Here is a 21,580-nt window from a genome sequence, read left to right as displayed (position 1 = left end):
AGGTAAATGGCCGACCCTTCTCATCAACAATCATGTGCAATGATCTAATCGGATATTTAGATTTCCTTTCTTTAATCCTTTCTATTAAGCTAAGCAGTTCACCCTCAACACTTATCCTTAGTTTTGCTCCAGTTTTATTTTACCTGATTTGCAGCATCCCATTAACTACATCATTCTCACGCATTTTTAGTACATCTGAAGTCCTTTGCCCCGTTAGGTAAGACATATCCATTGCTTCACGCAGAGGAACGCTTGCGGCTTGATATACCGCATTGTATAAATCATCTTCTATGTAGATTTCTTTCCTTCCAACTTCCTTATTTCCCTTAACTCCCAGGCATGGGTTAGATCGCGATGTATAGCCCCATTCCCTAGCTTTATTCCAGATGTGCGAGAATAACGCTTTCTCACGATTGGCTCTTGATTTTGCTTCACGCTGATCAAGATATTGCCTGATGTGAATAGGCTCTATTTCCTCAAGTGGGGCAGGGGGGTTATCAAAGAATTTATACAGTCTGTCTAGCTCCCGCATGTTGTCTTTTTGAGTTGTAGGAGATTTGGTAGGTATAACATCTCTTATGTACCTCTCAGCCACATACCTGAAAGTAATAACGCTTGGCTTGGTATCTTTTTTCGCTGTCTCAATCTCTGCCCATAACTTAACAGCTAGTGCATAGTCTGATCCTAGCGGTATCTCCTTGCGAGGCTTGCCACCATTGTCATAGTAATAATGAATTACCTTGTGGCGCTTCCTGGCCCTCATGCGTTTTGGCAAATTTAGATTTTTGCTTGGTTTTCTACCCATGATATAAGATCATTCCGTGGATAAATCATGATTCTTGGGTTGGCAACATCCTTATCAATACGGTAATCATGAAATCTAACCATTTTGAGGTTATCTCTAATGTACCGATATGCTGTAATATCAGACTCAACAGGAAGGATTAGTCCGCTCCTCCTGTATTTATCCCTGTCTTTTTTGGCTCCAACATACAAAGATAGATCTGTATATTTTTTGTTTGCTACGTAATGTCTGCCGCAGTGATGCCCATCAATTAATATATCAAGATCATTTGGATTAAGCTTTCCTTTTATAGTCGACCCAAATATCCAGGCTCTTTTAATTCTGTAGCATTCAAATCTAGTGGCTGGAGTTCCTACTAAACCATTAACTTGTCTTATTCTTTCTGCTATCTTTAAAGCATTTTTTATTGCCGTTCCCTGTTTCATTTAATTACATTGGGCTGCCATTTAGGTTTAATATGCTGCACATTAGTGTGAATACCCTTTGCAGCATCCTTGGACACAACAGGTTCACCCAGGCGGTTAATCCTGAATGCGATACCTTGTTCGCGCAGGTACTCTATCTGTAATGATTGTTTTTTACATCCGGTAAGTTTCTCTAAATCACGATCGCTCAGCCAGATGCTTTCTTGTTCTATCGTCTGTTCCATAAATTACAACCCCTTGCTTTCCTCATCAGTTGTCATTTTCATTCAATAAAATTCAGTATGGCAGGAGTTAATAACCTCATTATTAAATATGATAAAAACGAACCTGCCGAACATAACGCGCAAACACAAAACAATTCTTTCAAGAAACAAATGTAACACAATGGTTTTACAGCAAATATTAAGTAGCCTCAGGAACAGGGGTAAGATTAAACCCCAGCTTCCGAGCGCGAACAGTCAGATGATGCAACACGCGTTGACGATATCGCTCCTCATAGTACTCCTGCCCTTTATCGACGTACTCGGTTCCTTTCGTTAGCATCGTGTAGATCAAGCGCGCCAGTTTGTGTGCTGTCGCTGTGATTGCCTTTGCCTTGTCGAGTCTGCCACATAATCTTCTGTAATAGGCACCCAGTGCAGACTGGCTGGATTTCAATGAAACTGCCGCCATGCGCAGTGCCTGAGCCGCACGGTTCGCTGTGCGCTTGCTTGCCCCCGATAGCACTTTTCCGCCCGATATCTTTGTTCCAGGACACAACCCAAGCCACGAGGCAAACTGCTTCGCACTCTTGAACCTGCTCATGTCAGCGCCCACTTCACTCAGGACTTTCATCGCAGTCATCACTTCGATGCCGTCAATTCGCGTCAAATCAACCCCACACATGCCAATCAGATGGGCACGCAAATCAAATTTGGGAGCGTTCTTGACATTGGAGCGGCGCTTCTTCTGGCGGATCTCTACCTTGTGCACCTGAAGTGCCGCCAGCATGGTTTCAAGCTGCCGGTCACATTCGGTGAGTCGTTCGCTGTAGGCGTCATAGAGTGACATCGCTTGCTTGAGTGCAAACAGGTGTTCTTCCCGCCAATTCCCGACTAACGATTTCTCAATCTCGTCTTTGCCAGCCCGGATGCGATTGCTCTTGAGATTCGCCAGGATGTGCCCATCTCTCTCACCAGTAATGATGGCACGAACGATCTTTTGACCGGTTTCGCCCACAATATCCGAAATCACGTTCGCCAATTGCACGTTCATTTGCGCCAGAGCCTTTTGCATATGTTGCACATGTCGCGCCTGATAACGGATCAGCATATCGCGTTGACGAGATATGGCTCGTAGTGCACATATCTCATCTTTCGGACGGAATGCGCCAGACAACAACCCAAAGCTCATCAGTTGCTGTAACCATTGGCAGTCCAGTACATCCGACTTCCGGCCAGAAACATTTCTAACGTGCCGCGCATTTACTAGATACACAGTCAGCCCGCGCGACTCCAAAAGTTCATACAGTGGAATCCAGTATACCCCCGTCGATTCCATTGCCACAGTGTCAATTTCACAGGCCTCTAACCAGTCCGCTAAACCATTCAGGTCTGCGGTGAAACTCTTGAATTCCCTTACCGGCTTGTTATCTCGATCCGGCGGTACCGCCACAAAATGGCTCGCAGAGCCAATATCAATCCCCGCTGCATTCGGATGGATTAACTCCAATTTACTTTGCTTGAACTTTGCCATGACATCCTCCATTATCTCTATTGGAATGTCGCGCTGGTTCAGGTACGTCGTTGTACTCACTCTTTCAAACGGGATGTCCGTTGCCACGGACTCACCAATGTCGCCGACGTGACCCATGACCACGCTAAAAAACGGGCGGATTAGCACCAGTGATGTGTCGGTCTTCTCCAGCGCGACATTCCAACTTTACTCCTCAAGCTCTGACGCCGCTTGTTTCTTCTGCGCGCCTTGCCGCCTCTAGCGGATTACTACGCTAAAAAGCTTTTCATCAAACCCTCTTAAACTCAATCTTCCACACGAATGGATTCAGATCCCATGAGCCTTTTCCGTTGATGGATTCCCATAGCAAACGGTAATTTTCCCTTGATTGCCTGTTGTCGTAGAGATGTGATCCCGGTGAGCCATACTCCTTAGTGATTGAATCCAAAGCCCACTGCGGTGGGTTGCCGCCAAATTCTCCCCACGTCTCTGCAATTCCTTCGCGAATGGCATCTATGGTGCTTATATCCTGCAAACGCTCTACGCTGATGTTGATGATTTCCAGGTTGATGCGAGATGCCCAGCGTGGCATGTGTATTGAAGGTGTTACCTTTAATTTATAATCCTTTGCCACTTCACGATCTGGATCAGTCGCTAGGTACTGAACAATTCTAGGCAGCCCTTCCTTATCCTTGCAGTTGCAACCTAGCCCATCGTTCCAATGTTTTGGAGTAATGATGGAATTCTCGCGCACCCAAAGCCTGTCTCCCTGCGCACCGAAGAGCTGTCCAATAGGAATAACACCCTCTTCAGGATATTCTGATGTGTAAAGCATCCACTCTGAGTGCATCTGCTTTCCTTCTTCGTTAGTCCATTGATCGTACGTGATGCGCACTGGGCTATCTTCATCGTGTAACCACTTTATGTAATCAGTGAAACGGGGATGAACAACACGCCTAGTCTGCGTCTTCCTCCCTTCCAAAATTGCTCTAACCATTGGCCCAGAAAATAGAATAGGGCGCTCTTTTATTGCCGGTTTAATGTTGTCTGTCATTGGCTACCCTAAAGCATCCGTTTAATACCAGAAGTATTGCCAACATTCTCAGGCTGTTTGAGTTCTTCTAAATCAGGGAATTTGATGATTTGATTGTAGACTCGCATCTAATTTATCTTTTTGGTGTTGGTTCATTAACTTTTCATAACCCACAATAATATGGTGTTATTATGTAAATTCACTTCACAATGTCGCCGAGGAACGACAATGAGTAATCCGGCTGTAGGATGGGCTGTGTATCCATGGGATGTAGAACAGGTGTCATATAATGAAAATCTATGTGATTCATCTTGCGCTACGCTGCCGAATAAGGGTGATTTAATCATTAGACCTTGCCTTGTTCGTCCTGAGACATATGAGCCAATTTCTGTACGTGTTGATGAGATCTTGGATCCAGATGAAACAGAACCTCATACTCTCGTTTTTCTGGTGGTCCCGGTAAATTTGCTAAATTAAATCCGCTGCTTCCCACCGCCAGTGCGGTGCACATAACTGGTTAATTTGGGTTCGGTGCGGTTAACGTCTGCCAGCTCACGTCGATCATCTGTATCGTCATCATCGATGTCATTAGATTCGTCTGACGATGAATTTATGATTTTGTCGTGCATAAATGATGTGGTTTTCTTTTTGTAATGTTTGGCGTAGTCTGCTTCCACTTTGGCTGAGTTGATAATGACTTGAGCGGTGTCAGAGATCGCTTTGGCATGCTCGATGTCGATTGATTTATCTTTCAATCCGCGCAGTGTGTCGAACAGAATGGCGCGCAGTTCGGTGATATTGTTTTGATTATTATTCATTGATGATCCTGTTGATTGCTTTGTTCATCAGGTGAACTTCCCTGATTTCTTTCGGATAATTGCTGAATGAGTGTTCGCGTATGACGTCACTTCTACTCACCAGTACCAGGTTGCTTGGATCTACGTTGTCCTTGTTACCATCGGCATAGCGCAAGGTCATGCCGTGTGGTACCGGTTTGCCGTGGTGCTTTTCCCAGATGACATGGGAGAGCACCTGGAGCTTGCCTTGATGCCAGACTTCCAGGTAACCGTTACGATTTTTTCTGATACGGCCAAAGCCTGGCATCTGGTATTGTTTTAACGCTGGATTGAGGGTGAGCCCTTTATTCCAGGGATTTGCATTCTTGGTATAGATGCCCTGGTAATAGCGCTCTGATTTATTTAATCTTTCTTTCATAGCTTTGGCTCTGATCTTGACATAATCAAAGCGCCCTCTGAACAGCTTGACCAATGCTTGGTGGTGGCTGTTGGGGTAGAGATGCGCCAACAGTTTTTCCTCGTCTTTAGACCAGAGGGTATATATTTATTAGCTCGCGGCAGGTTTCTAATATGTTGTTGCTCATAACATCTCCCTTGTTGTTGAATCTTTTGGCTCAAACAAAGCCCATTCATGAATCTCTATGCATAAAATCGTAAAATTCGTAATACAGGATGCTATTAATATTGCGAGCCCGTCTTATTGATTCGAGTATGGATAATTTGCGATCATGCCAGAACCTAAAACGCTCCCAAAAACTCATATCTGTGGCCTTACATAATCAAACTTGTGTGCAATGTGTGCTAATTGCTTTTCTTTTTTTCCACCAACAAATCCCATAACCACTCCCATAAAAATTATTTAATTGACTCTTTGATGCTTTTATAGATTTCAGGATGCTGCTCCTTGAGCATTCTTACTATCTCCAGATCGATTCTTTTGGCTTTAGCCAAATCTACCTTTTCAACATAAATCAGTCTCACCAGCTCTCTTACTGGTCTTGGCATGCTTCTACCTGACTCATATTTTGATCCGCCTGTTTGCGTAATTCCTACCGCGCTCCAAAATTCTGTCTGGCTCAGGCCAAACTTAAGCCTAAGTTCACGAAGATTTTCTATATTGCTGAATTGCCTGCTCATATCAATAACCTTTATTAACTATCACAACCAAGATCTTAACAGTCCTTTAATGACGTCGGCATGGTCAATGATCGTATATCAATAAGATCAAGCTTTCCCTCAAGCCATGCAAAGTCACGGCCATATAATTTCCCAATACATCTAACTTCGTAGAGATTGCCATCATGCTTGCCGCCTATGATCGGGTGGAATCTCACTTTCATTCCTGGGCTAATATTCATGAGCAGCATCCTTGTTTCTTGATTGAATCCAGAACCATTGGGAAATAAACCTCATCAATTGAAAGCAGGGTGATGAACAGTGTTGCCACGTACAGAGCACCGACAATTAACTGAAATCCAATTTGCTGAATCAATCCGCGCATGGCTCCACTTTGATCTTTGGCTCAATGCCATGCACCTCAGTGGCGTAATAACGAGCCGATTCAGAATTGAAAAACAGCATTTGATAGCATGTATACATGCCTCCAATCCAAGTGACTGAAATCTTGAAGTTGATTAGCCGTTTAACTTTTGCAGTCGGTTTCATGGTTCCTCACTTTTTTGTTAATGCTGACTCTGATTTATATTGATCAAACGGTAAGCCTTCACTATTCACGAATGTGACCAGGTAGCCGGGTGAGCTGCCGCTAAATTTAAACCGACCGATGATCAAGCCCTCTTTGCCGTTGTCGTCGATGACTTCTTCATCTAATTCATATTGGAATGCCATGTTTGTCTCCTGGTAGATAACATTTTTGTTGTGTTGGTAGGATAAGTTTAGAGTAGCTATACTTATCAAGTCAAGTATAACTTAACATAGGCTGTTAAAATCTACTTATGTTTAACGCAAGGAGTTTCTATGAGCTTATTTAAGAGGGTGTGGGGTAGGGCAAAAGGTAAAAACGAGTCAAAAAAATGTAATGTAGATTAGAAATAATCCGTTAAAAATCCCGTTAGGGATTTAAAACAGTTTGCATGTGTCTGAATTGATATGAATGTTGTTCAAAAGAAGTTTCTAATAGGAGGAAATTGATATGGAACTAAGCAAGAAATTGACCAAGCTCAAACTGAATTAAAGAGAGCGGTAGATAATAATTCTGGGTATATTGGTTCTGATGAATGGGTTAATAGATGCGTTGAGAGGGTTAATGAATTATCCAGTGAGTTGAGAAATAATTATCCTGACGAATATGAGAAATATTTAGAGAGGGATTATTCATAAATCAGTCTTTGTTATGTGCTGCGTCTTTCAATCTTTCCTGGTAAGCGCCATCAGATATCTAAGTTTTTGAACTTTGCTGCTGAAAGTCAGTCTTAATTATGCTCCAGCAATTTAGGAGTATCAAATTTGCTGCTGTTACTGACGTCCCTCTTTCACGACTTTGTCATATAGCAACTCCTTTAAGTAATGTCTCTTGCGACGCATAGTTTAGATTTTATATCCCTTTTGTCTGGCTATGCGCCGCATCTAATTCTTGGATTGGTTTTGGCTTTTATGGATGAGTAAAAAGCATTCGACGCAAGACTTCATCGAATTTTTTATTTTGAGATTATGTTGTTTCTGATTTTTTCATTATTTTTTTCTTCTCTTCTCAGCTCTAAAATATTTTGTCTGTATTTATCAGGTAAATATTCGCTAAAAATTTCAGCAAATCCTATTTTTATTGATAATCTATGATCGGAGTTATTTATTAAATCTGCCAGTTTCTCATCGGTAGTGATAAATGCACTGCAATTTAGCGTTATTGCTGTTGCGATATGGATCGCATCTATTGTTTTTATATTTAATCCATATTCCCATATCAGCGCTCTGGCGCTATCAATTATTTTTGGTGTTGGTTGTACTGGAATAACAGGGTGAAGTGGTACCCAAAAACTGTACAGGTTGTTAAGCTCTGGCAGAATTAAAAAGGAGCTTAATAACAATGAGTAAAAAGCGCATACAATATTCGAGCGAATTCAAAGCAAAACTAGCGCTGGCAGCGATACGTGGTGATGAAACTGTCCCCCAATTAGCAGCGCGTTATAATGTACATCCCACGCAGATCAATAGCTGGAAACGGCAACTCATTGAGCAAGCTGCCGAGCTGTTTTGTAAAAATAATACTGCCGCCAATAAGGAGCAGCCTACAACAGATGACCTGCACCGGGTTATTGGTCAATTGGCGGTAGAACGCGATTTTTTAGCAAGAAAGCTCAATCATTAAGTCTTGTAGAACGCAAAGAGATGATTGAGCCCCATGGCAAACTTAGTCAAACTCGTCAATGTCAGCTGCTGGATCTGGCGCGCTCAACTTATTATTATCAACCGCAACCAATCAGTAATGCTGATCTGGTTCTGCTGCGCATGATGGATGAACAGTACTTAAAGACGCCACAATATGGCTCACGCAGTTATGCTACCTGGTTTCAACGCCAGGGAATCATGTTAGGGCGCAAGAAAGCCTCTTCCTTAATGAAGACACTCGGTATTGTCAGCATAGCTCCAAAACCCAGGACCAGCATCTCAAGCAAACAGCATAAGGTCTATCCTTATCTGCTTAGAGAACTTGTCATTAATAAACCCAATCAGGTTTGGGCTGCCGACATAACCTATGTCCCCATGGAGAAAGGCTTTGGCTATCTGGTTGCCATCATCGACTGGCATTCGCGTAAGGTGTTGAGCTGGCGCTTGTCCAATACCTTGGATACTGACTTTTGTACTCAGGCGCTGGAGGCAGCCATCCAGGATTATGGCTGTCCACAGATCATGAATACCGACCAGGGCGTACAGTTTACCAGCGAAGCATTTACCTCCATACTAAAAGATCATCATATTCAGATCAGCATGGATGGCAAGGGGTGCTACTATGACAACATTTTTGTTGAACGACTTTGGCGGACAGTTAAGTATGAGCTTTTATATACCAGAGAATTCAATAATCTGAAGGAGATAAAGCAGAATTTATCCACATGGTTTGAATGGTACAATCAAGAACGATTTCATCAAAGCCTTGACCGTCTTACGCCTGATGAAATCTACTATAGTGATCCAAGAATTGATCGGGTTGCCTGAACCTGTTTAACTATACATATCAGAGCTGAACTTTCTTTCAGGTTGTCCAGTTACAGGGAACCACATCAATGTTCAGCGTCCATATCTTTGCGAGTATTGTAACCGAAATCAAACCAGATCACGTCTGATCAATTTTAGACAAGCAATTGAAGGATTAATTGAGAAGTTTTTGAATGTATTTGATAATTTCATTTTAAGATAAAAAAATAATTGCTTCGCTTCATCACGCCATCCCCATATCAACCCTGCAAAAATCTGCGCTTGGTAGCCTTGCTGCGACAAGATGAATATCAATAATTTTAATAGAACAAAGCGCCCCATCTCGGGGCATTTAGTAAGATTTACTTGCAGTGCTGTTAATTTACTTATCTTCTTTCTGCGCTGTTGTATTTGGAGTTGGCGTGCTTGGCATTGTGGCAACAGGTGTGCTGCATTGCGGATCAATGATATAGCTTGTTTGGTCAAATTTCTTCCAGGCTCCGGTTGCAGCACCATCTATCATTAGCACAGTAATGATCCCAAAATCTAACCATATACCAAGTAAAGTAGTGGCATCGAATGATTTGGAAGCTGGCACAGAGACAGCCTGACACCCATCTTTACGCGCAGTAATTATGTATTCTTTTTTTTCTTGAAGGACGTGATTCCATTTCCTTTGCCTATAAACATTTCGTTTACATAAAGATCAGCGTCCGGCTGGTTGCTTCTGATTGATATTTGTTGCGATGTGCCATTAAACATAGAAGCGCACCCTGACAATAACGTGACTGCAGCTAAAACTACTACTGATCTTTTCATTCTCTCCCCTTTGAGTAATTAACAAAAAGGTGAGATTCTCTCCTTATATGCTGTTGTCGTCAATTGGAGACGTATAAGATGAGGCCAATAAATCCATGATGATATTAATGTTTTTCAAATTGATCCAGTATCAGCCCTACAAACAGTCGCGCTTGGTAGCCTTGCCGCTATATGACGCGCAAATGTGACTATTTTTAATCTCGATAATCTAATGCCTTTATATTAGCCCACATTATCACCTCGCGACGATAGGTAAATCCTACAATATTATTCAAATCAGGAAATTCTTTTACCGTAACTAGAAGCCCTTCTTTGAGAATGATGCACTTTCTAGAGTCTAAGTAGGATTGGAGGCTATATATATCTTTCGCTGCACTAAAACGAAACATGTCTTCTAGCCATTCTTTTTTTGTGCAAGCAACATACCCACCTCTAGTGATCGCACTAAATGCGTGAACTTCAACAGAAGGCAGCCATAAAAGCAGCCATAAAATTATGAGAAAAGCTAGAATTTGAATCGTATCTTTTATCTTATGTACTCTTATTGAGTAACTCTTGAGTTGAGTTATCTGATTCACAGATACCTCCGCATAAATGTTGTGATTTTTATTTGGAGGATTTTTAGAAAACTTTGTTTCGCTGCGCTTTAAGTTACATCACGCCGTCCCGTATCAGCTCTACAAACAGCTGCACTTGGCAATTTTCAATAAGTCTGATAGTCGATCAAATCTTATTACAATTCCACGACAACCTTACCAGGCCAAGGATGTTTAGCTGATCTTTTTCGTCGCAGATATCGTAAGACTTTACGATAGGGTTATCGCTTGACACCTCAAGCTTTCCGTCAAGTCTTTTTCTTATTCTTTTAACAAATAGATTACCATTAGTAGTAAAAACATATACGCCGTCAACATCTACTGCCTTCACCCCGGTATCAACAATCAGGATATCTCCATCCTTGTATGTTGGCGACATAGAGTTGCCTCTGCCGGTCATTGCCGCAAGATTTCTTACATTCGTAATACCTTTTAAATTCTCCTCAACCCACTCTTTGCTAACTTTGATGTCGCCAACAATGGTCTCGTAGCCAGATTGCGGCTCACCTGATCCCATTGAACCTTTAGCTGAAAACACGGAAATATTCACTACATTTCTCTCAAAAGGCAGGATTTTGCTGCTTTCTTTTTTTGTCGTCAACTTAAGACATGATGGCTCTCTGCATTCATCACAAAGTAACTCATCAAAAGAAAAAGACAGGTTTTCTCTCAACCTTAACAGTTGTTCTAGCCCTGGTGTGGTCGCGCCATTTTCCCATTGGGAGACAGCGGATTTAGAAATGCCGGCATATTCGGCAAATTGCTCCTGGTTTAATCCAAGGCTTTTCTTAACTTTAATAGTTTAGTTCCAATTTCCATATATTTAATCGTATAGCAAAACTATACTTCTGTAATCAAGTAGAGCTTGACATTTGTTGTTAAGTGACTCTAAACTTTCTTTCATGAGTAAAGAACATATCAAAAATATAGCAAAAAGGGTCGGCGGGGTAGTTGCGCTATCAAAGAAGCTTGGTTTAAGCAGGGCTGCCGTGTCTCAATGGGAAGTGATTCCAGCTGACAGGATACTGGACGTTGAAAAAGTTACCGGCATATCTCGCGAAGAATTGAGACCTGATTTGTACGTTAGGAAGTCTGCTGCTAGCGAACAAATTATTGCTGGCGAGCTTCCGGAACGACGTATCCATGAGCGTCGTCAAGAAGACAGGCGTAAAAATTACAGGCGCAAGGAATACAGGCGTGTGTTTGATCGTCGTCAAAGCTGACATGGCGCTTATTTATTTACATCAGATCGTTCAGTTGGAGCTATGGAATCGCTAATGCAAGATGAATCCACTTTCTCTTTGCCAGTCCTGATCCGCTCAGCTTCGATGACGGCCCCAATAATGGCAGCCCATGCAGACGCTGATCGCATATCAAGCGGTTCTGGCGGTGGCTTTTTAACTGGCGGTAAGAATTTCATGACGGCTCCTAATTAAATGATGTCGTCATTATCAGCAAGGCAATAAAAACTTCATAGATTAAAAAGTTGGAGGATTAAAGGTGGGTACCAGAACATTTAAACAAGAATACAGATCGTTGTTTCTAGCCCGAATATTGCACGAAGGGAAGTGGCAATTCCCCATTAAATCTTTATAATTCAGTTACCTATGCTGAATAAAGAAAAGGAATTGCCAGTGACAAAGTGTACCCAGGAATCGTTTAATTTTCCAGAGGTAAAAAAGCGTACTGTTGAAGTGAATTTCCAGGGTGGCGATATTACTTCAGATGGTGGCGTCATGTTATTGCGCCAGGTGGATAAACGCATTGGGTTGAGCAAAGCGGTTGCTCAAGTACTGGACGATAATCGTCGGCAGGCAAGTTGCAGGCATGATAGTTTGACGCTATTGCGCCAACGGGTTTATGCGTTGGCATGTGGCTATGAAGACCTCAATGATCATCAGCAATTACGCCATGATTTGGCGATTCAATCAGCGGTTGAACGCGCAGAGGTATTGGCGAGCAGCTCTACCTTATGCCGCTGGGAGAATCGGGCGAATCGGCAAACGGCCTGGCATGTTCATCAAGTAATGGTAGAGCGGTTTATGGCTTCATTTAAACAGCCACCCAAGGAACTGATGCTGGATTTTTGATGTTACTGATGATGCGGTTCATGGCAAACAGGAAGGCCGCTTCTTTCATGGCATTCAGATCACTACTGCTTTTTGCCGCTGTATGTGTTCTGCCAGGATCAACTGCTGGTAAGCTACCTGCGGCCAAGTAATATTGATGGGGCAAAACATGCCTGGGCCATTCTGTCATTGCTGGTAAAACGGTTCAGGCAGAGCTGGCCTGCAGTTTGTATCATTTTTCGAGGTGACAGTGGTTTTTGCCGCCGCAGAATGTTGGCATGGTGTGAGCGGCATGAGGTGGGTTATATCGTGGGTATCGCCCAAAACAAGCGGCTGAATGAGATCACTGCGCAATGGCAGCAAGCGGCAGAGAAGCAGTATGTTGAATCAGGTGAGAAAGTACGACGATTTGACGAGTTTCAATATGCTGCAAAAAGCTGGCAGCGGACACGGCGCATCATTGTTAAAATCGAACACACTGACAAAGGCAGTCATCCACGTTATCTCGTCACCAATCTGACCGGTAAACCGCAGCTTCTGTACGATAAGATTTATTGTTTACGCGGTGAAATGGAAAACCGGATCAAGGAACAACAGCTCGATCTGTTTGCAGACCGCACCAGTTGCCATCGGTGGTGGTCAAATCAATTTCGTCTACTCCTGTCCTCGCTGGCTTACATCTTGCTGGAAACCATACGGCGACTCGCCTTGCAAGGTACCGAACTGGCTCAGGCCTATGTGAGCACATTACGCCTCAAACTGATCAAAATCGGTGCCGTCATGCTACGTAATACCCGCCGTATTCGCTTTTTACTGGCAAGTAGCTGTCCCTACCAAAAACTGTTCTTCCAAACCGCGGCCAGACTTGCTCCTGGGTAACTCATTCCCAGGATTATGAAGCGCCGTTTACCGCATAAAATAGCAATGGGGTGGATGGGCTACGCCTGTCAACAAAGAAAAACCTCTTTTTTGTCATAATTTCCGACAAAATCCTCAGAAAAACGCATTCCATCACAACAAATTTTGAATAGAGATCTGATTTATCCAATTGTAAAATGAGTTTCTGGCAAATTCGCTCTTATTTTTGATGCTTGTGCAATATTCGGGTCTAGCATTGCAGCGTGACGCAAAAGCATTCAATGGGGGAATAACCGAGCTGGCAAAGCGTTTGGGTAAATCACCTATAGGACTGGCAAACAGTCTCGATCCTAATCATGAAACGCAGCCTCCTTCATTCTCGACCATCATCAACATGATCGATTTAACTCAAGAGAAACGAGCTGTGTTTGAGATATGCCAGCTGGTGAATCAAATTCCGATGGATATGGATATGAGTGGTAATGACATGAGCGATGAGGGGCAGGTTAAACATTTCCTGTCATTAGTTGCTACTGCTTCAGCCTGCCTGAACAAAGGATCAGAGCATTTAAGCAATGATGGCAAGTACGATGCCTTTGAGCGTAAAGAACTAGCGCCGCTGTTGCTTGCTTTGAATCAGGTGACGGCGAGCCTTTATAAAAGATTTTCCGAGTAATTAAGGTTAAAAATGAAAGAACTAGAGCCTGGTTGGGATGTAACGCCGTTATACAAGAACTGCCCAAAATGCGGATGTGATTTAACTAAGCAATTTGTAAATACCGACTCCAGCAATGGAAAGCCCAGAAAGAACAAAAACTATTCCGGTTGGTTTGTTATTGCGCGGATAGCCCTTAGCAGTGGCGCCAAGGGTATTGGCTGTAGTTGGAAGGAGTCTCGTTTGAAGCGGATGATTGATCAATTCTCCCAGGCCAACAAAAAAACCACCGATAGACATCAAGGCAGTCGGAACGGTCGGGAATTCGGAAAGAAACCCGGAGCCAGTAAACAAGAAAACAAAAAAGCAAACCACCATGAGAACTTGGTACAAGTAGTCAAGCGCAAGCTTGGAAAGCGGATTCTCCATCATTTGTTTGGGCGCGGTTGATAAACTGGAAATCATAACATCAAAAATATGATTATTGCATACACGCAATATCTTAATTTAAAGGTAATACGAGTAGTTGACATGACGAATCCCCGTAACTCCTCCCTTACTGCCGACTTCCCTCCGGTGTGGTGTTGCGGGGATTTTTTACAAGGTGAATAAATATGACTGATAAAAATATACTTTTTATTGAAGGGTCAGATTCTCCCGGATCAATGGAGGAGGTTCTTGCTTCCGTTGCTGATGAAGAGATCGCTGGTTCCGGACTTTGTATAAGCAGTGAGGTAGTCTCGAATGTTGCAAACTTGGCTGTGAGGGAGCTTAAAGATAAGCCAGCCAAACCCGGAATCTCTAAACCCTAATCCAATGTTATCTCCGATAGTTGTAATGAATATTTCTGGATCCTCTTGCATAGAAGCCATGTTGTCATCCCCGTTAACTGATAGGTTATACGGCACCTCAGGAAGCATCTCTGCTCTGAGAAGAGACAGTTCATATATTAGTGTCGAAAGCTCGTTCGCTGATAATTTTTCATTGATTGATAAGGTTATAAATTTCTTATCGTCACTAAGTTTCATGGTTTCTCCTTTGTTGTTATTAGTTTGTTGTAACTTACTATTCTATCAGCATAGGAGAAACCACCTAAATAGGCGATTAGTAATGAATCAGTTAATACTTTTTTGTCTCGTTAATAGTAGGAGTGCTTAAAGAGCGCATCTCTAAAGGATGTTCCGAATCAAGCGCATGAGCAATTATCTCAATTCCATATCCTCGATCAATCGCCTCGTGGTACAGGGATATTAATTGTGAGTCGCAATTCGAAATATCGGAGGGAGTTGGCATGGAGACTGCTATGACCTTTGTTAGATCATACTCATAATTCATCAATGCAGAACGAGCCAGTATCTGGGCATTTACTTGAGATTCCGCAGCTACAAAAATGATTGCATCAACCTCGACAATATTAGAATTGATTGCAGCTCTTGCAGGTATTGCTTCGGCATACACAAGGTATATCTCTTTCATGGTCTCTCCTTTGCTGTTAATAGTTTGGTGGAACTTACTATTCTATCAGCATAGGAGAGGCTGCCAATTATGATGCTGATGACATATCTAGCTTCTCTGGTTTACTGCGGTGTGCCGGACTCAATTAAATCCCATGTAGCTTGTTGGATTACGATCTCAGGTACGCCATGTTGTTTTAGCGCTTCGATAAAACGCGCAATTGATATGCCGGAATATCTACATTCGTCTCGGCGCAACCCTTCATTAATGTATGACTTTATCAATTCCTGGTATTCGGTAAATTCTGTAATTGACGCTATTCTTCTCAGAGAGTCCACTACATCAACCGGAACACTTATTGTAATGGATACCATGGGGCGGTCTTTCTGCAAGGGTTCTTTAGAGTATTCAGAAAACATAACGGGATTCCTCTTATGGTTATATGTGGAGTTCGGGAATTCAAGCAGAGAACGTACCAGATTTGATCGCAACTTAAATGCGGATTAAGAGATGAAACATAGCTCAACTCATCAATTAAACGGGAAGGTATTTAAGAGCTTGACACCGCCAACCTCTCGGGCTTATCCAAATTTAATCAACGCTACTTTCTTATAAAAAAGGAGAAAAAATGAGTGCAATTATCTACGGCCCGCAAGGTTGCGGAAAAACGAGAAATGCTGAGAAGTTGGCCAAGCATCTTGGCTTATCCAACATTATTGATGACTGGATGCCAGATCAGGAATTACCTGAAGGTACGCTGGCATTGACTAGCGTTCCTGGTATCAAAGGTGCGCTTGATTTCTGTGAAGTCTTTGAAGAAGTGTTTAACTTATAGCAGATCCCATATAAAATGATTTAAATTTCATAAGCGGCAAAGAGCTGCTCGATGGAACAACCTTCCTTTTTTCTGATGGCTTTGGCCTGAGCCCATTTGGGTTCAATGTCATTTAAGTCAGGGGAATAAGGCGGCAGGTATTCAAGTGTATGCCCGGCATTGGCAATGGCGGTTTGGATATCCTGCCGTTTATGAAAGGTTGCGTTGTCCATGACAATCACGCAAGCGGGCAGAAGTTTAGGCAAAAGGTCCTGCGTCAGCCACGCATAGAAAATGTCAGCGGTGATATTGGCGATGAACAGACTTATGGTCAGCAGCGTCTTTCCGATGAGAGCGCCAATCACATTGGTTCGACCTCGTGCATGCCAGTTTTTTACGCCATGGACGCGCTCACCCACTGGCGCATAGCCATGCGTGCGTGGCATGTCGTGCGCAAAGCCGCTTTCATCAAGGTAGACGATAACGCGGCCTGCTCGCTCATAGTCTTCAATTTTTTTCTGGAAGATACGCCGCTCTTTTTCGCTGGCTTTGGGGTGACACAGGCTTTTTTTTATAAGTCACGCCCAGACGCTTTAAAGCATGGTTAATGCCTTGCTTGCTGACACCCAACCGTTTGGCGCGCTCGTACTGATACGCGTCCGGATAATTCTTGATGTCCTGCGCCAACATTTCCATGTTGATCTTGGTGGCAGGTTTGTTGCGGGTGGTCTTGGGATCGGGAGTTTTGATCCAACGCATCACGCTGGCGACCCCTACACCAAAACGCTTGGCCACTTGCGCCATTGAGAGGTTCTCCTTCTCACGAACGGATAATACTTTACGGCGAAATAATATCGGATAGGTCATCTGTAAATTATAATCAATTTATAGGGGACATGCTATAGATGAATGCATTGCTGAGGTGGAAAAGGCTGAAATTAATTATGAAGTAATAGGACGTTATCACGCTGCTTCAAAGAGAGCTAAAGAGCTTATCTCCAAGCGAAACGAGCTTTTGTACACAGTATCTTATGAGCTAGGCAATGTATCAAGTAATCGATACAGGATGATACGAGATGAGTCCGTATTAGCAGTCAAGCAATGTGACTTTGATGCATTGCAAGCCAAGTTATCTGAAGCAAAAAGCATTAATGACGAATTGATCAAGATAATTGAAGAAATTAATTCAATTGCTCCTTTAGCAGAAGAACCTGAAATCAGACTGGGTTGATTAGGTAATACATGATCTTGATATCGCTTACCTCTCAACCATGGTGCTTACGTATCCATTCCTTGAGCACTTCATCAATTTTGGTTTGCCATCCACTGCCAGTAGCGCGGAATGATTCCACCACATCACGTGATAACCGGATGGTGATGCGCTCTTTGGTAGTGGCTGCGCGTGGGCGGCCCACCCGTTTCAATTTCGCGAAATCTTCATCGGTCAGCGGCAAAGCGTCCGGATCGGACATTGCGGCTTCGGTGATGGCTTTGTCTTCTTCTGGTGTATTGAGCAGGATTTTCCGTCCTGATTTAGTCGTCAAATACTTTTGCATAGTGTCTCTTCTCCCGGTTATTGGCCTTGCGCAGACTGATGACGCGCCGCCCATCGGCGCGATCTACGAAGGCCACAAAAAACAGCCGCTCATCCAACGGCACCAACCCGCACATTCTTGGCTCGCCGTAATCTTTGCGATCATCTATCCAGATCACTGCCGCATCCCATTCAAATTGATCTGCCAGCGCCATCGAAACACCATGCTTGGCGGTATTGACAGCATCTTTGGCAGGATCGAATGTAATCTTCATCAATATTATTGTACATACAACAATCATCCTTGTGTGATCATTTTTGTATGTACATTTGACAGGCCAGCCATCCAGGTTTATCCTTTCTTTACCACGGAAAAAAACGTGGTCAGGATTGGCATCCTGAAATGGAGCGGCAATGGCCGCAAAGCATCATGCTATGTGGCTTTTTTTATGCCTCAGTGCGTCCGTTTATGGGTGGGCTGGGCAGGGGCCGCAAGGCCGCTGGTGCGCTCCACCAGTATGCCAACCTGTTCAGTTCCGCCCACCATGATTGGCATCGTGGTCGGCGGTTCGTTAAACGAACTGGAGCGCACATCATGACACATACCGATTTAATACCGGTATTCACTGGTACCATTCAGCATCAATCTATCCAACTCTGCAATGCACGTGACTTGCACCAATTCTTGGAGTCACAACGACAATTTGCCAATTGGATTAAAGAACGAATCGCGCAATACGGTTTTACTGAAGGAGAAGACTATTTAACAATTTTGTTAAATAGGTCTGACGGCAAAGCAGGCAAGCGCCGCACCGAATACCACCTAAACCTCGACATGGCCAAAGAGCTGGCGATGGTCGAGAACAATGAAAAAGGACGTCAGATTCGACGGTATTTCATTTCTCTGGAACGAACCAGCAAACCTGCCTTACCTAACCAGCTCGAAGCACGCATACAAAAGCTTGAGGCGAAATATCAGCCAATCAACCCACCCGTATGGACACGCCCGGGCCCGCTGCATGAAAAAGGCACTGATCGCAGTATCGATGCATCCAGGAAGATCATCACTGAATTAAAGGTATGGGCTAATACCCTCCCGCACAATATCGGATCACCACTATGGGATGCGCTAGATGATCTCAGCAATTTGCTGATCGCTGGCTGGACCGAAGTGGATGAGGCGCTGCTTCACATAAGCGTTGGAACAAACTATCTGAAACGTTGGATGGGTAGGGGGAAATAATGAGCGCGAAGAAAAGGCTGGATTTCAAAGCAATCGCCTCAGCCGCGCTGAATCGTGCCCATATACTGGTAGCGCAATGGTTACCAGGTGGTGATGTGTCCGGCGGTGAGTACAAGGCGCTCAATCCTACCCGCGGTGATCGTTCCAAAGGATCGTTCTCGATCAATCTTCGGTCGGGTGTGTGGTCAGATTTTTCCACAAATGAATCCGGCGCGGATTTGATCAGCCTGTATGCCTACATTAACGGATTATCCCAGCTTGAGGCCGCCAAGGAAGTAGCAGCACAGGTGGGCATTATGACAGATGATTCGGCATCAGAGCCTAGCCCGCGCAGCAATGTTATACCGCTTAAGCAATCAGCACAGCCTGCACCTGAGCAGGAAGCAACCAATAAGCGCACGTTATGGCGTCCTGTTTTGCCGGTACCGGATGAGGCTGGCCAGTATCCATTGGCTCATCCTGTGCGCGGTCGTCCGCAGGCAACCTATGAGTATTTCGATGCGCAAGGGAATTTACTGGGCATTATTTGCCGGTTTATCACCTCAGACGGAGGCAAGGAAGTATTGCCGTGTTGTTTTGCTGAACATACGCAAAACAAAAAACGTGAATGGCGCTGGATGGCATTTCCTGAACCTAGACCGCTTTATGGGTTGTACGAGCTGGCACAGCATCCTGATAAGCCGGTGTTGCTGGTGGAGGGGGAGAAGTGCGCTGATGCCGGGCATGAGTATTTAAGAGATCAATTTGTAGTGATGGCATGGCCAGGCGGGAGCAAGGCAATTGGAAAGATCGATTGGACGCCATTGCGAGGGTGCATGCTTTATGCCTGGGCAGATTGTGACGCGCAACGCGATAGAACAGGCAATCATCTGCTTCCTGAATCGCAACAACCCGGCATGTCAGCCATGCTCAAGATACGTAAGCTGCTCGGCAATCCTGGCAATTTCCATATTGTCGATATTCCAAAGCCGGGTGAGAAGCCGGACGGTTGGGATATTGCCGATGCCATTCAGGATGGCATGACTGCGCAGGAGTTGAAGCAGTTTATCCTCAATACAAGACCGATAGAACAGGCGCCTGTCAGACAAAACAACATTTCCTCATCAGGTGGTGATGATGGCGCTCCACCCTGGACGCCACATGATCTGGTATGGGATGGCAAACGGCCGGCCAGTTGTTTATCCAATGTATATGACATTCTTGAACATGACAAGCAATGGCAGGGCGTGCTTGGCTACGATGAATTTTCTTACCGCACCATGAAGCTTAAACCGCCCCCTTATGCCGGTGGCAAGGTCGGCGAATGGACGGATGATGACGATGTGCAAACCGCCATGTGGATCACGCGCAAGTATGGTTTTGCCCCACGCGAGAATTTGGTAGGGCTTGCGGTTGAAGCCTTGGCCAAGTTCCATGGGTTTAATCCGGTGCAGGATTATCTGTGCTCGCTTAAATGGGACGGGGTGGAGCGCATCAACGACTGGATTTCAGATTTTCTGGGTGCGAAGAAAACCGACTATGTGTGGCGCGTGTCACGCTGGTTTTTAGTGGGCATGGTAGCCCGTGCTATGCAGCCTGGGATCAAGTTTGATTATTGTCTAGTGCTCGAAGGCGAGCAGGGGCGTAAAAAATCGGCTGCGCTGCGCGTGCTCGGTGGGGAGTGGTACGGTGATACTGACCTTGATCTGCATAGCAAGGATTCCATGTCTGCGCTACGTGGCAAATGGCTTTATGAGATTGCTGAACTGGGCTCTCTGGCTCGTGCGGAAGCGACTAAGCAAAAATCATTTTTCTCCCGTCAAGTTGATGAATATCGGCCTGCTTATGGTTCGCGTGAAATACGTTGCCCGCGCCAGCTGGTGTTCGGGGGAACTACCAATGAGTGGGAGTGGAACAAGGACCCGACTGGCGGTCGTCGCTTCTGGCCGGTGGAATGTGATGGCGATGTCGATACCGATGGGCTGGCAGCCACGCGCGATCAGCTCTTCGCGGAAGCCTATCAGGTGTATCTGAATGGCGAGCGTTTCTGGCCGGATAGCAATGAGCAGCGGGAAATATTCAATCCAGAACAATACAAGCGAGGCACCTCAGACAGCTATGTCGATATGATCGAGCGCTGGGTGTATGAGCAGTATAAGGAATTCTGCGTAGCAGATGTCGCAATAGAGTGTTTGAAGATAGATGCAGCACGGTTGAGTAGGGATATTCAGACTAGGATAGGGAACGCATTGCGGCAATTGGGCTGTAAGCGTATTGAGAAACGGACGCACGCAACAACCAGGTTTTGGTACAAGTCCCCCACAGAAATGGGACACGATCGAAGAACCGGGCGTGGTGATGAAGAGAAAGGTAGCGATCATGGCATCGCATTTTGACATCATAAGTTCCACACCTCTTCCACACCTGGCGCAAGGGTATGGAGCCTCAAAAGCCGCATGGATAGGGCTTCTTCCATACCTTCCATACCTTCCACACCTCACCGCGCGCACGCACACGCGCACACGCGCGCGTATAGGATGCTTTAAATATTTATTCATATATCGGTATGGAAGGTATGGAAGGTATGGAAGGTTAGGAAGAACAAGCACAGACGCTCGTTTCCAGCTTCCATA

The 21,580-nt window shown here is 44.4% G+C and carries 34 protein-coding genes and 1 pseudogene; 11 read left to right on the top strand and 24 right to left on the bottom strand.

Annotated elements, in window-relative coordinates; all coding sequences use genetic code 11:
• Positions 1 to 139: 139 nt before the first annotated feature.
• The 5 genes from AAW31_RS17340 to AAW31_RS17320 all read right to left on the bottom strand — a co-directional run bounded on the left by AAW31_RS17340 (position 140) and on the right by AAW31_RS17320 (position 3,997).
• A complete protein-coding gene (locus AAW31_RS17340; protein ID WP_144413016.1) occupies positions 140 to 805 on the bottom strand; it encodes a site-specific integrase in 666 nt (221 codons plus the stop codon).
• Positions 778 to 1,230 (bottom strand): hypothetical protein, encoded by a 453-nt coding sequence (locus tag AAW31_RS17335; RefSeq protein ID WP_046851203.1) that lies wholly within the window; start codon positions 1,228 to 1,230, stop codon positions 778 to 780. The genes AAW31_RS17340 and AAW31_RS17335 overlap by 28 nt, the downstream gene beginning before the upstream one ends.
• Complete coding sequence (locus AAW31_RS17330) at positions 1,227 to 1,454, bottom strand: DUF4224 domain-containing protein (RefSeq protein WP_046851202.1); 228 nt, start codon at positions 1,452 to 1,454, stop codon at positions 1,227 to 1,229. The genes AAW31_RS17335 and AAW31_RS17330 overlap by 4 nt, the downstream gene beginning before the upstream one ends.
• 178 nt (positions 1,455 to 1,632) lie before the next feature.
• Complete coding sequence (locus tag AAW31_RS17325) at positions 1,633 to 2,964, bottom strand: IS110 family RNA-guided transposase (RefSeq protein WP_046851201.1); 1,332 nt, start codon at positions 2,962 to 2,964, stop codon at positions 1,633 to 1,635.
• Between the two features lie 268 nt (positions 2,965 to 3,232).
• Positions 3,233 to 3,997, bottom strand: coding sequence for a hypothetical protein (locus AAW31_RS17320; RefSeq protein ID WP_052752339.1), 765 nt, complete (start codon positions 3,995 to 3,997; stop codon positions 3,233 to 3,235).
• 207 nt (positions 3,998 to 4,204) lie between these two features.
• On the opposite strand from AAW31_RS17320, the gene AAW31_RS17315 reads away from it, so the two are divergent.
• On the top strand, positions 4,205 to 4,453 hold the full coding sequence (locus tag AAW31_RS17315; protein ID WP_046851200.1) for a hypothetical protein: 249 nt from the start codon (positions 4,205 to 4,207) through the stop codon (positions 4,451 to 4,453).
• Here the strand turns inward: AAW31_RS17315 and AAW31_RS22350 are convergent.
• The 7 genes from AAW31_RS22350 to AAW31_RS17290 all read right to left on the bottom strand — a co-directional run bounded on the left by AAW31_RS22350 (position 4,450) and on the right by AAW31_RS17290 (position 7,817).
• Complete coding sequence (locus tag AAW31_RS22350) at positions 4,450 to 4,794, bottom strand: hypothetical protein (protein ID WP_187426941.1); 345 nt, start codon at positions 4,792 to 4,794, stop codon at positions 4,450 to 4,452. The two genes, AAW31_RS17315 and AAW31_RS22350, sit on opposite strands and share 4 nt — an antisense overlap.
• A complete protein-coding gene (locus AAW31_RS19280) occupies positions 4,787 to 5,281 on the bottom strand; it encodes an HNH endonuclease signature motif containing protein (RefSeq protein WP_052752338.1) in 495 nt (164 codons plus the stop codon). The genes AAW31_RS22350 and AAW31_RS19280 overlap by 8 nt, the downstream gene beginning before the upstream one ends.
• Positions 5,282 to 5,628: 347 nt before the next feature.
• Positions 5,629 to 5,910 (bottom strand): helix-turn-helix domain-containing protein, encoded by a 282-nt coding sequence (locus AAW31_RS17300; protein WP_046851199.1) that lies wholly within the window; start codon positions 5,908 to 5,910, stop codon positions 5,629 to 5,631.
• Between the two features lie 35 nt (positions 5,911 to 5,945).
• Complete coding sequence (locus AAW31_RS17295) at positions 5,946 to 6,131, bottom strand: hypothetical protein (RefSeq protein ID WP_046851198.1); 186 nt, start codon at positions 6,129 to 6,131, stop codon at positions 5,946 to 5,948.
• Entirely contained in the window at positions 6,128 to 6,274 is a 147-nt protein-coding gene (locus AAW31_RS21540; protein WP_158441587.1) for a hypothetical protein, read from the bottom strand. The genes AAW31_RS17295 and AAW31_RS21540 overlap by 4 nt, the downstream gene beginning before the upstream one ends.
• 170 nt (positions 6,275 to 6,444) lie before the next feature.
• Positions 6,445 to 6,621 carry a hypothetical protein gene (locus tag AAW31_RS21535; protein ID WP_158441585.1) on the bottom strand — a complete coding sequence of 59 codons (177 nt, stop codon included), beginning with the start codon at positions 6,619 to 6,621 and terminating at the stop codon, positions 6,445 to 6,447.
• Between the two features lie 809 nt (positions 6,622 to 7,430).
• Complete coding sequence (locus AAW31_RS17290; protein ID WP_046851197.1) at positions 7,431 to 7,817, bottom strand: PIN domain-containing protein; 387 nt, start codon at positions 7,815 to 7,817, stop codon at positions 7,431 to 7,433.
• Between AAW31_RS17290 and AAW31_RS23800 the strand changes: the two genes are divergently transcribed.
• Together AAW31_RS23800 and AAW31_RS17280 are read left to right on the top strand one after the other, a co-directional pair.
• Complete coding sequence (locus tag AAW31_RS23800) at positions 7,817 to 8,098, top strand: IS3 family transposase (protein ID WP_036503716.1); 282 nt, start codon at positions 7,817 to 7,819, stop codon at positions 8,096 to 8,098. The two genes, AAW31_RS17290 and AAW31_RS23800, sit on opposite strands and share 1 nt — an antisense overlap.
• Before the next feature lie 20 nt (positions 8,099 to 8,118).
• The gene (locus AAW31_RS17280) at positions 8,119 to 8,946 is read left to right on the top strand and encodes an IS3 family transposase (RefSeq protein ID WP_046848692.1); all 828 of its coding nucleotides are present in this window, start codon (positions 8,119 to 8,121) and stop codon (positions 8,944 to 8,946) included.
• Positions 8,947 to 9,054: 108 nt separating this feature from the next.
• Here AAW31_RS17280 and AAW31_RS21530 read toward each other — a convergent pair whose 3' ends face one another.
• From AAW31_RS21530 to AAW31_RS17260, 4 genes are all read right to left on the bottom strand, one after another.
• The gene (locus AAW31_RS21530) at positions 9,055 to 9,228 is read right to left on the bottom strand and encodes a hypothetical protein (RefSeq protein ID WP_158441583.1); all 174 of its coding nucleotides are present in this window, start codon (positions 9,226 to 9,228) and stop codon (positions 9,055 to 9,057) included.
• Positions 9,229 to 9,307: 79 nt separating this feature from the next.
• Positions 9,308 to 9,523, bottom strand: coding sequence for a hypothetical protein (locus tag AAW31_RS22345; RefSeq protein WP_200899661.1), 216 nt, complete (start codon positions 9,521 to 9,523; stop codon positions 9,308 to 9,310).
• Between the two features lie 415 nt (positions 9,524 to 9,938).
• On the bottom strand, positions 9,939 to 10,322 hold the full coding sequence (locus tag AAW31_RS17265; protein ID WP_046851195.1) for a hypothetical protein: 384 nt from the start codon (positions 10,320 to 10,322) through the stop codon (positions 9,939 to 9,941).
• A gap of 145 nt (positions 10,323 to 10,467) precedes the next feature.
• A complete protein-coding gene (locus AAW31_RS17260) occupies positions 10,468 to 11,139 on the bottom strand; it encodes an XRE family transcriptional regulator (protein ID WP_258920441.1) in 672 nt (223 codons plus the stop codon).
• Between the two features lie 103 nt (positions 11,140 to 11,242).
• Between AAW31_RS17260 and AAW31_RS20225 the strand changes: the two genes are divergently transcribed.
• Entirely contained in the window at positions 11,243 to 11,563 is a 321-nt protein-coding gene (locus AAW31_RS20225) for a transcriptional regulator (RefSeq protein ID WP_082110590.1), read from the top strand.
• Positions 11,564 to 11,571: 8 nt separating this feature from the next.
• Here the strand turns inward: AAW31_RS20225 and AAW31_RS17250 are convergent, their stop codons facing one another.
• A complete protein-coding gene (locus AAW31_RS17250) occupies positions 11,572 to 11,760 on the bottom strand; it encodes a hypothetical protein (protein ID WP_046851194.1) in 189 nt (62 codons plus the stop codon).
• A gap of 187 nt (positions 11,761 to 11,947) precedes the next feature.
• On the opposite strand from AAW31_RS17250, the pseudogene AAW31_RS17245 reads away from it, so the two are divergent.
• The 3 genes and pseudogenes from AAW31_RS17245 (at position 11,948) to AAW31_RS20980 (ending at position 14,372) form a co-directional block, all read left to right on the top strand.
• A pseudogene (locus AAW31_RS17245) lies at positions 11,948 to 13,288 on the top strand (IS1380 family transposase).
• Positions 13,289 to 13,496: 208 nt separating this feature from the next.
• The gene (locus AAW31_RS17240) at positions 13,497 to 13,943 is read left to right on the top strand and encodes a phage regulatory CII family protein (protein ID WP_046851193.1); all 447 of its coding nucleotides are present in this window, start codon (positions 13,497 to 13,499) and stop codon (positions 13,941 to 13,943) included.
• A gap of 12 nt (positions 13,944 to 13,955) precedes the next feature.
• Complete coding sequence (locus AAW31_RS20980; RefSeq protein WP_144413015.1) at positions 13,956 to 14,372, top strand: hypothetical protein; 417 nt, start codon at positions 13,956 to 13,958, stop codon at positions 14,370 to 14,372.
• Between the two features lie 212 nt (positions 14,373 to 14,584).
• Here AAW31_RS20980 and AAW31_RS17230 read toward each other — a convergent pair whose 3' ends face one another.
• From AAW31_RS17230 to AAW31_RS17220, 3 genes are all read right to left on the bottom strand, one after another.
• Positions 14,585 to 14,950 (bottom strand): hypothetical protein, encoded by a 366-nt coding sequence (locus AAW31_RS17230; RefSeq protein WP_046851191.1) that lies wholly within the window; start codon positions 14,948 to 14,950, stop codon positions 14,585 to 14,587.
• 91 nt (positions 14,951 to 15,041) lie between these two features.
• Positions 15,042 to 15,398 (bottom strand): hypothetical protein, encoded by a 357-nt coding sequence (locus AAW31_RS17225; protein ID WP_046851190.1) that lies wholly within the window; start codon positions 15,396 to 15,398, stop codon positions 15,042 to 15,044.
• A gap of 101 nt (positions 15,399 to 15,499) precedes the next feature.
• Positions 15,500 to 15,796: a hypothetical protein gene (locus AAW31_RS17220; RefSeq protein WP_046851189.1), complete on the bottom strand. Its 297-nt coding sequence runs from the start codon at positions 15,794 to 15,796 to the stop codon at positions 15,500 to 15,502.
• 209 nt (positions 15,797 to 16,005) lie between these two features.
• On the opposite strand from AAW31_RS17220, the gene AAW31_RS17215 reads away from it, so the two are divergent.
• Positions 16,006 to 16,212, top strand: coding sequence for a hypothetical protein (locus AAW31_RS17215; protein WP_046851188.1), 207 nt, complete (start codon positions 16,006 to 16,008; stop codon positions 16,210 to 16,212).
• Positions 16,213 to 16,232: 20 nt separating this feature from the next.
• Here the strand turns inward: AAW31_RS17215 and AAW31_RS17210 are convergent, their stop codons facing one another.
• Positions 16,233 to 16,703, bottom strand: coding sequence for a transposase (locus AAW31_RS17210; RefSeq protein ID WP_144413014.1), 471 nt, complete (start codon positions 16,701 to 16,703; stop codon positions 16,233 to 16,235).
• Complete coding sequence (locus AAW31_RS17205) at positions 16,699 to 17,058, bottom strand: IS630 transposase-related protein (protein ID WP_046851186.1); 360 nt, start codon at positions 17,056 to 17,058, stop codon at positions 16,699 to 16,701. The genes AAW31_RS17210 and AAW31_RS17205 overlap by 5 nt, the downstream gene beginning before the upstream one ends.
• A gap of 55 nt (positions 17,059 to 17,113) precedes the next feature.
• Here AAW31_RS17205 and AAW31_RS17200 point away from each other — a divergent pair, with 55 nt between their 5' ends.
• Complete coding sequence (locus AAW31_RS17200) at positions 17,114 to 17,422, top strand: hypothetical protein (protein WP_046851185.1); 309 nt, start codon at positions 17,114 to 17,116, stop codon at positions 17,420 to 17,422.
• Between the two features lie 34 nt (positions 17,423 to 17,456).
• Here the strand turns inward: AAW31_RS17200 and AAW31_RS17195 are convergent, their stop codons facing one another.
• Both AAW31_RS17195 and AAW31_RS17190 read right to left on the bottom strand, forming a co-directional pair.
• Positions 17,457 to 17,747: a BrnA antitoxin family protein gene (locus AAW31_RS17195; protein WP_046851184.1), complete on the bottom strand. Its 291-nt coding sequence runs from the start codon at positions 17,745 to 17,747 to the stop codon at positions 17,457 to 17,459.
• On the bottom strand, positions 17,725 to 18,000 hold the full coding sequence (locus AAW31_RS17190; protein WP_046851183.1) for a BrnT family toxin: 276 nt from the start codon (positions 17,998 to 18,000) through the stop codon (positions 17,725 to 17,727). Before AAW31_RS17190 ends, AAW31_RS17195 begins: the two co-directional genes overlap by 23 nt.
• Positions 18,001 to 18,128: 128 nt before the next feature.
• Between AAW31_RS17190 and AAW31_RS19275 the strand changes: the two genes are divergently transcribed.
• A complete protein-coding gene (locus AAW31_RS19275; RefSeq protein ID WP_052752336.1) occupies positions 18,129 to 18,968 on the top strand; it encodes an antA/AntB antirepressor family protein in 840 nt (279 codons plus the stop codon).
• The gene (locus AAW31_RS19270; RefSeq protein ID WP_052752335.1) at positions 18,968 to 21,343 is read left to right on the top strand and encodes a VapE domain-containing protein; all 2,376 of its coding nucleotides are present in this window, start codon (positions 18,968 to 18,970) and stop codon (positions 21,341 to 21,343) included. Before AAW31_RS19275 ends, AAW31_RS19270 begins: the two co-directional genes overlap by 1 nt.
• Positions 21,344 to 21,580: the final 237 nt, after the last annotated feature.

Source organism: Nitrosomonas communis, assembly GCF_001007935.1.
In the GTDB taxonomy this organism is placed as follows: domain Bacteria; phylum Pseudomonadota; class Gammaproteobacteria; order Burkholderiales; family Nitrosomonadaceae; genus Nitrosomonas; species Nitrosomonas communis.
Note: the sequence above shows the minus strand (reverse complement) of the source record. Positions and strands in the feature narration are given on the sequence as shown.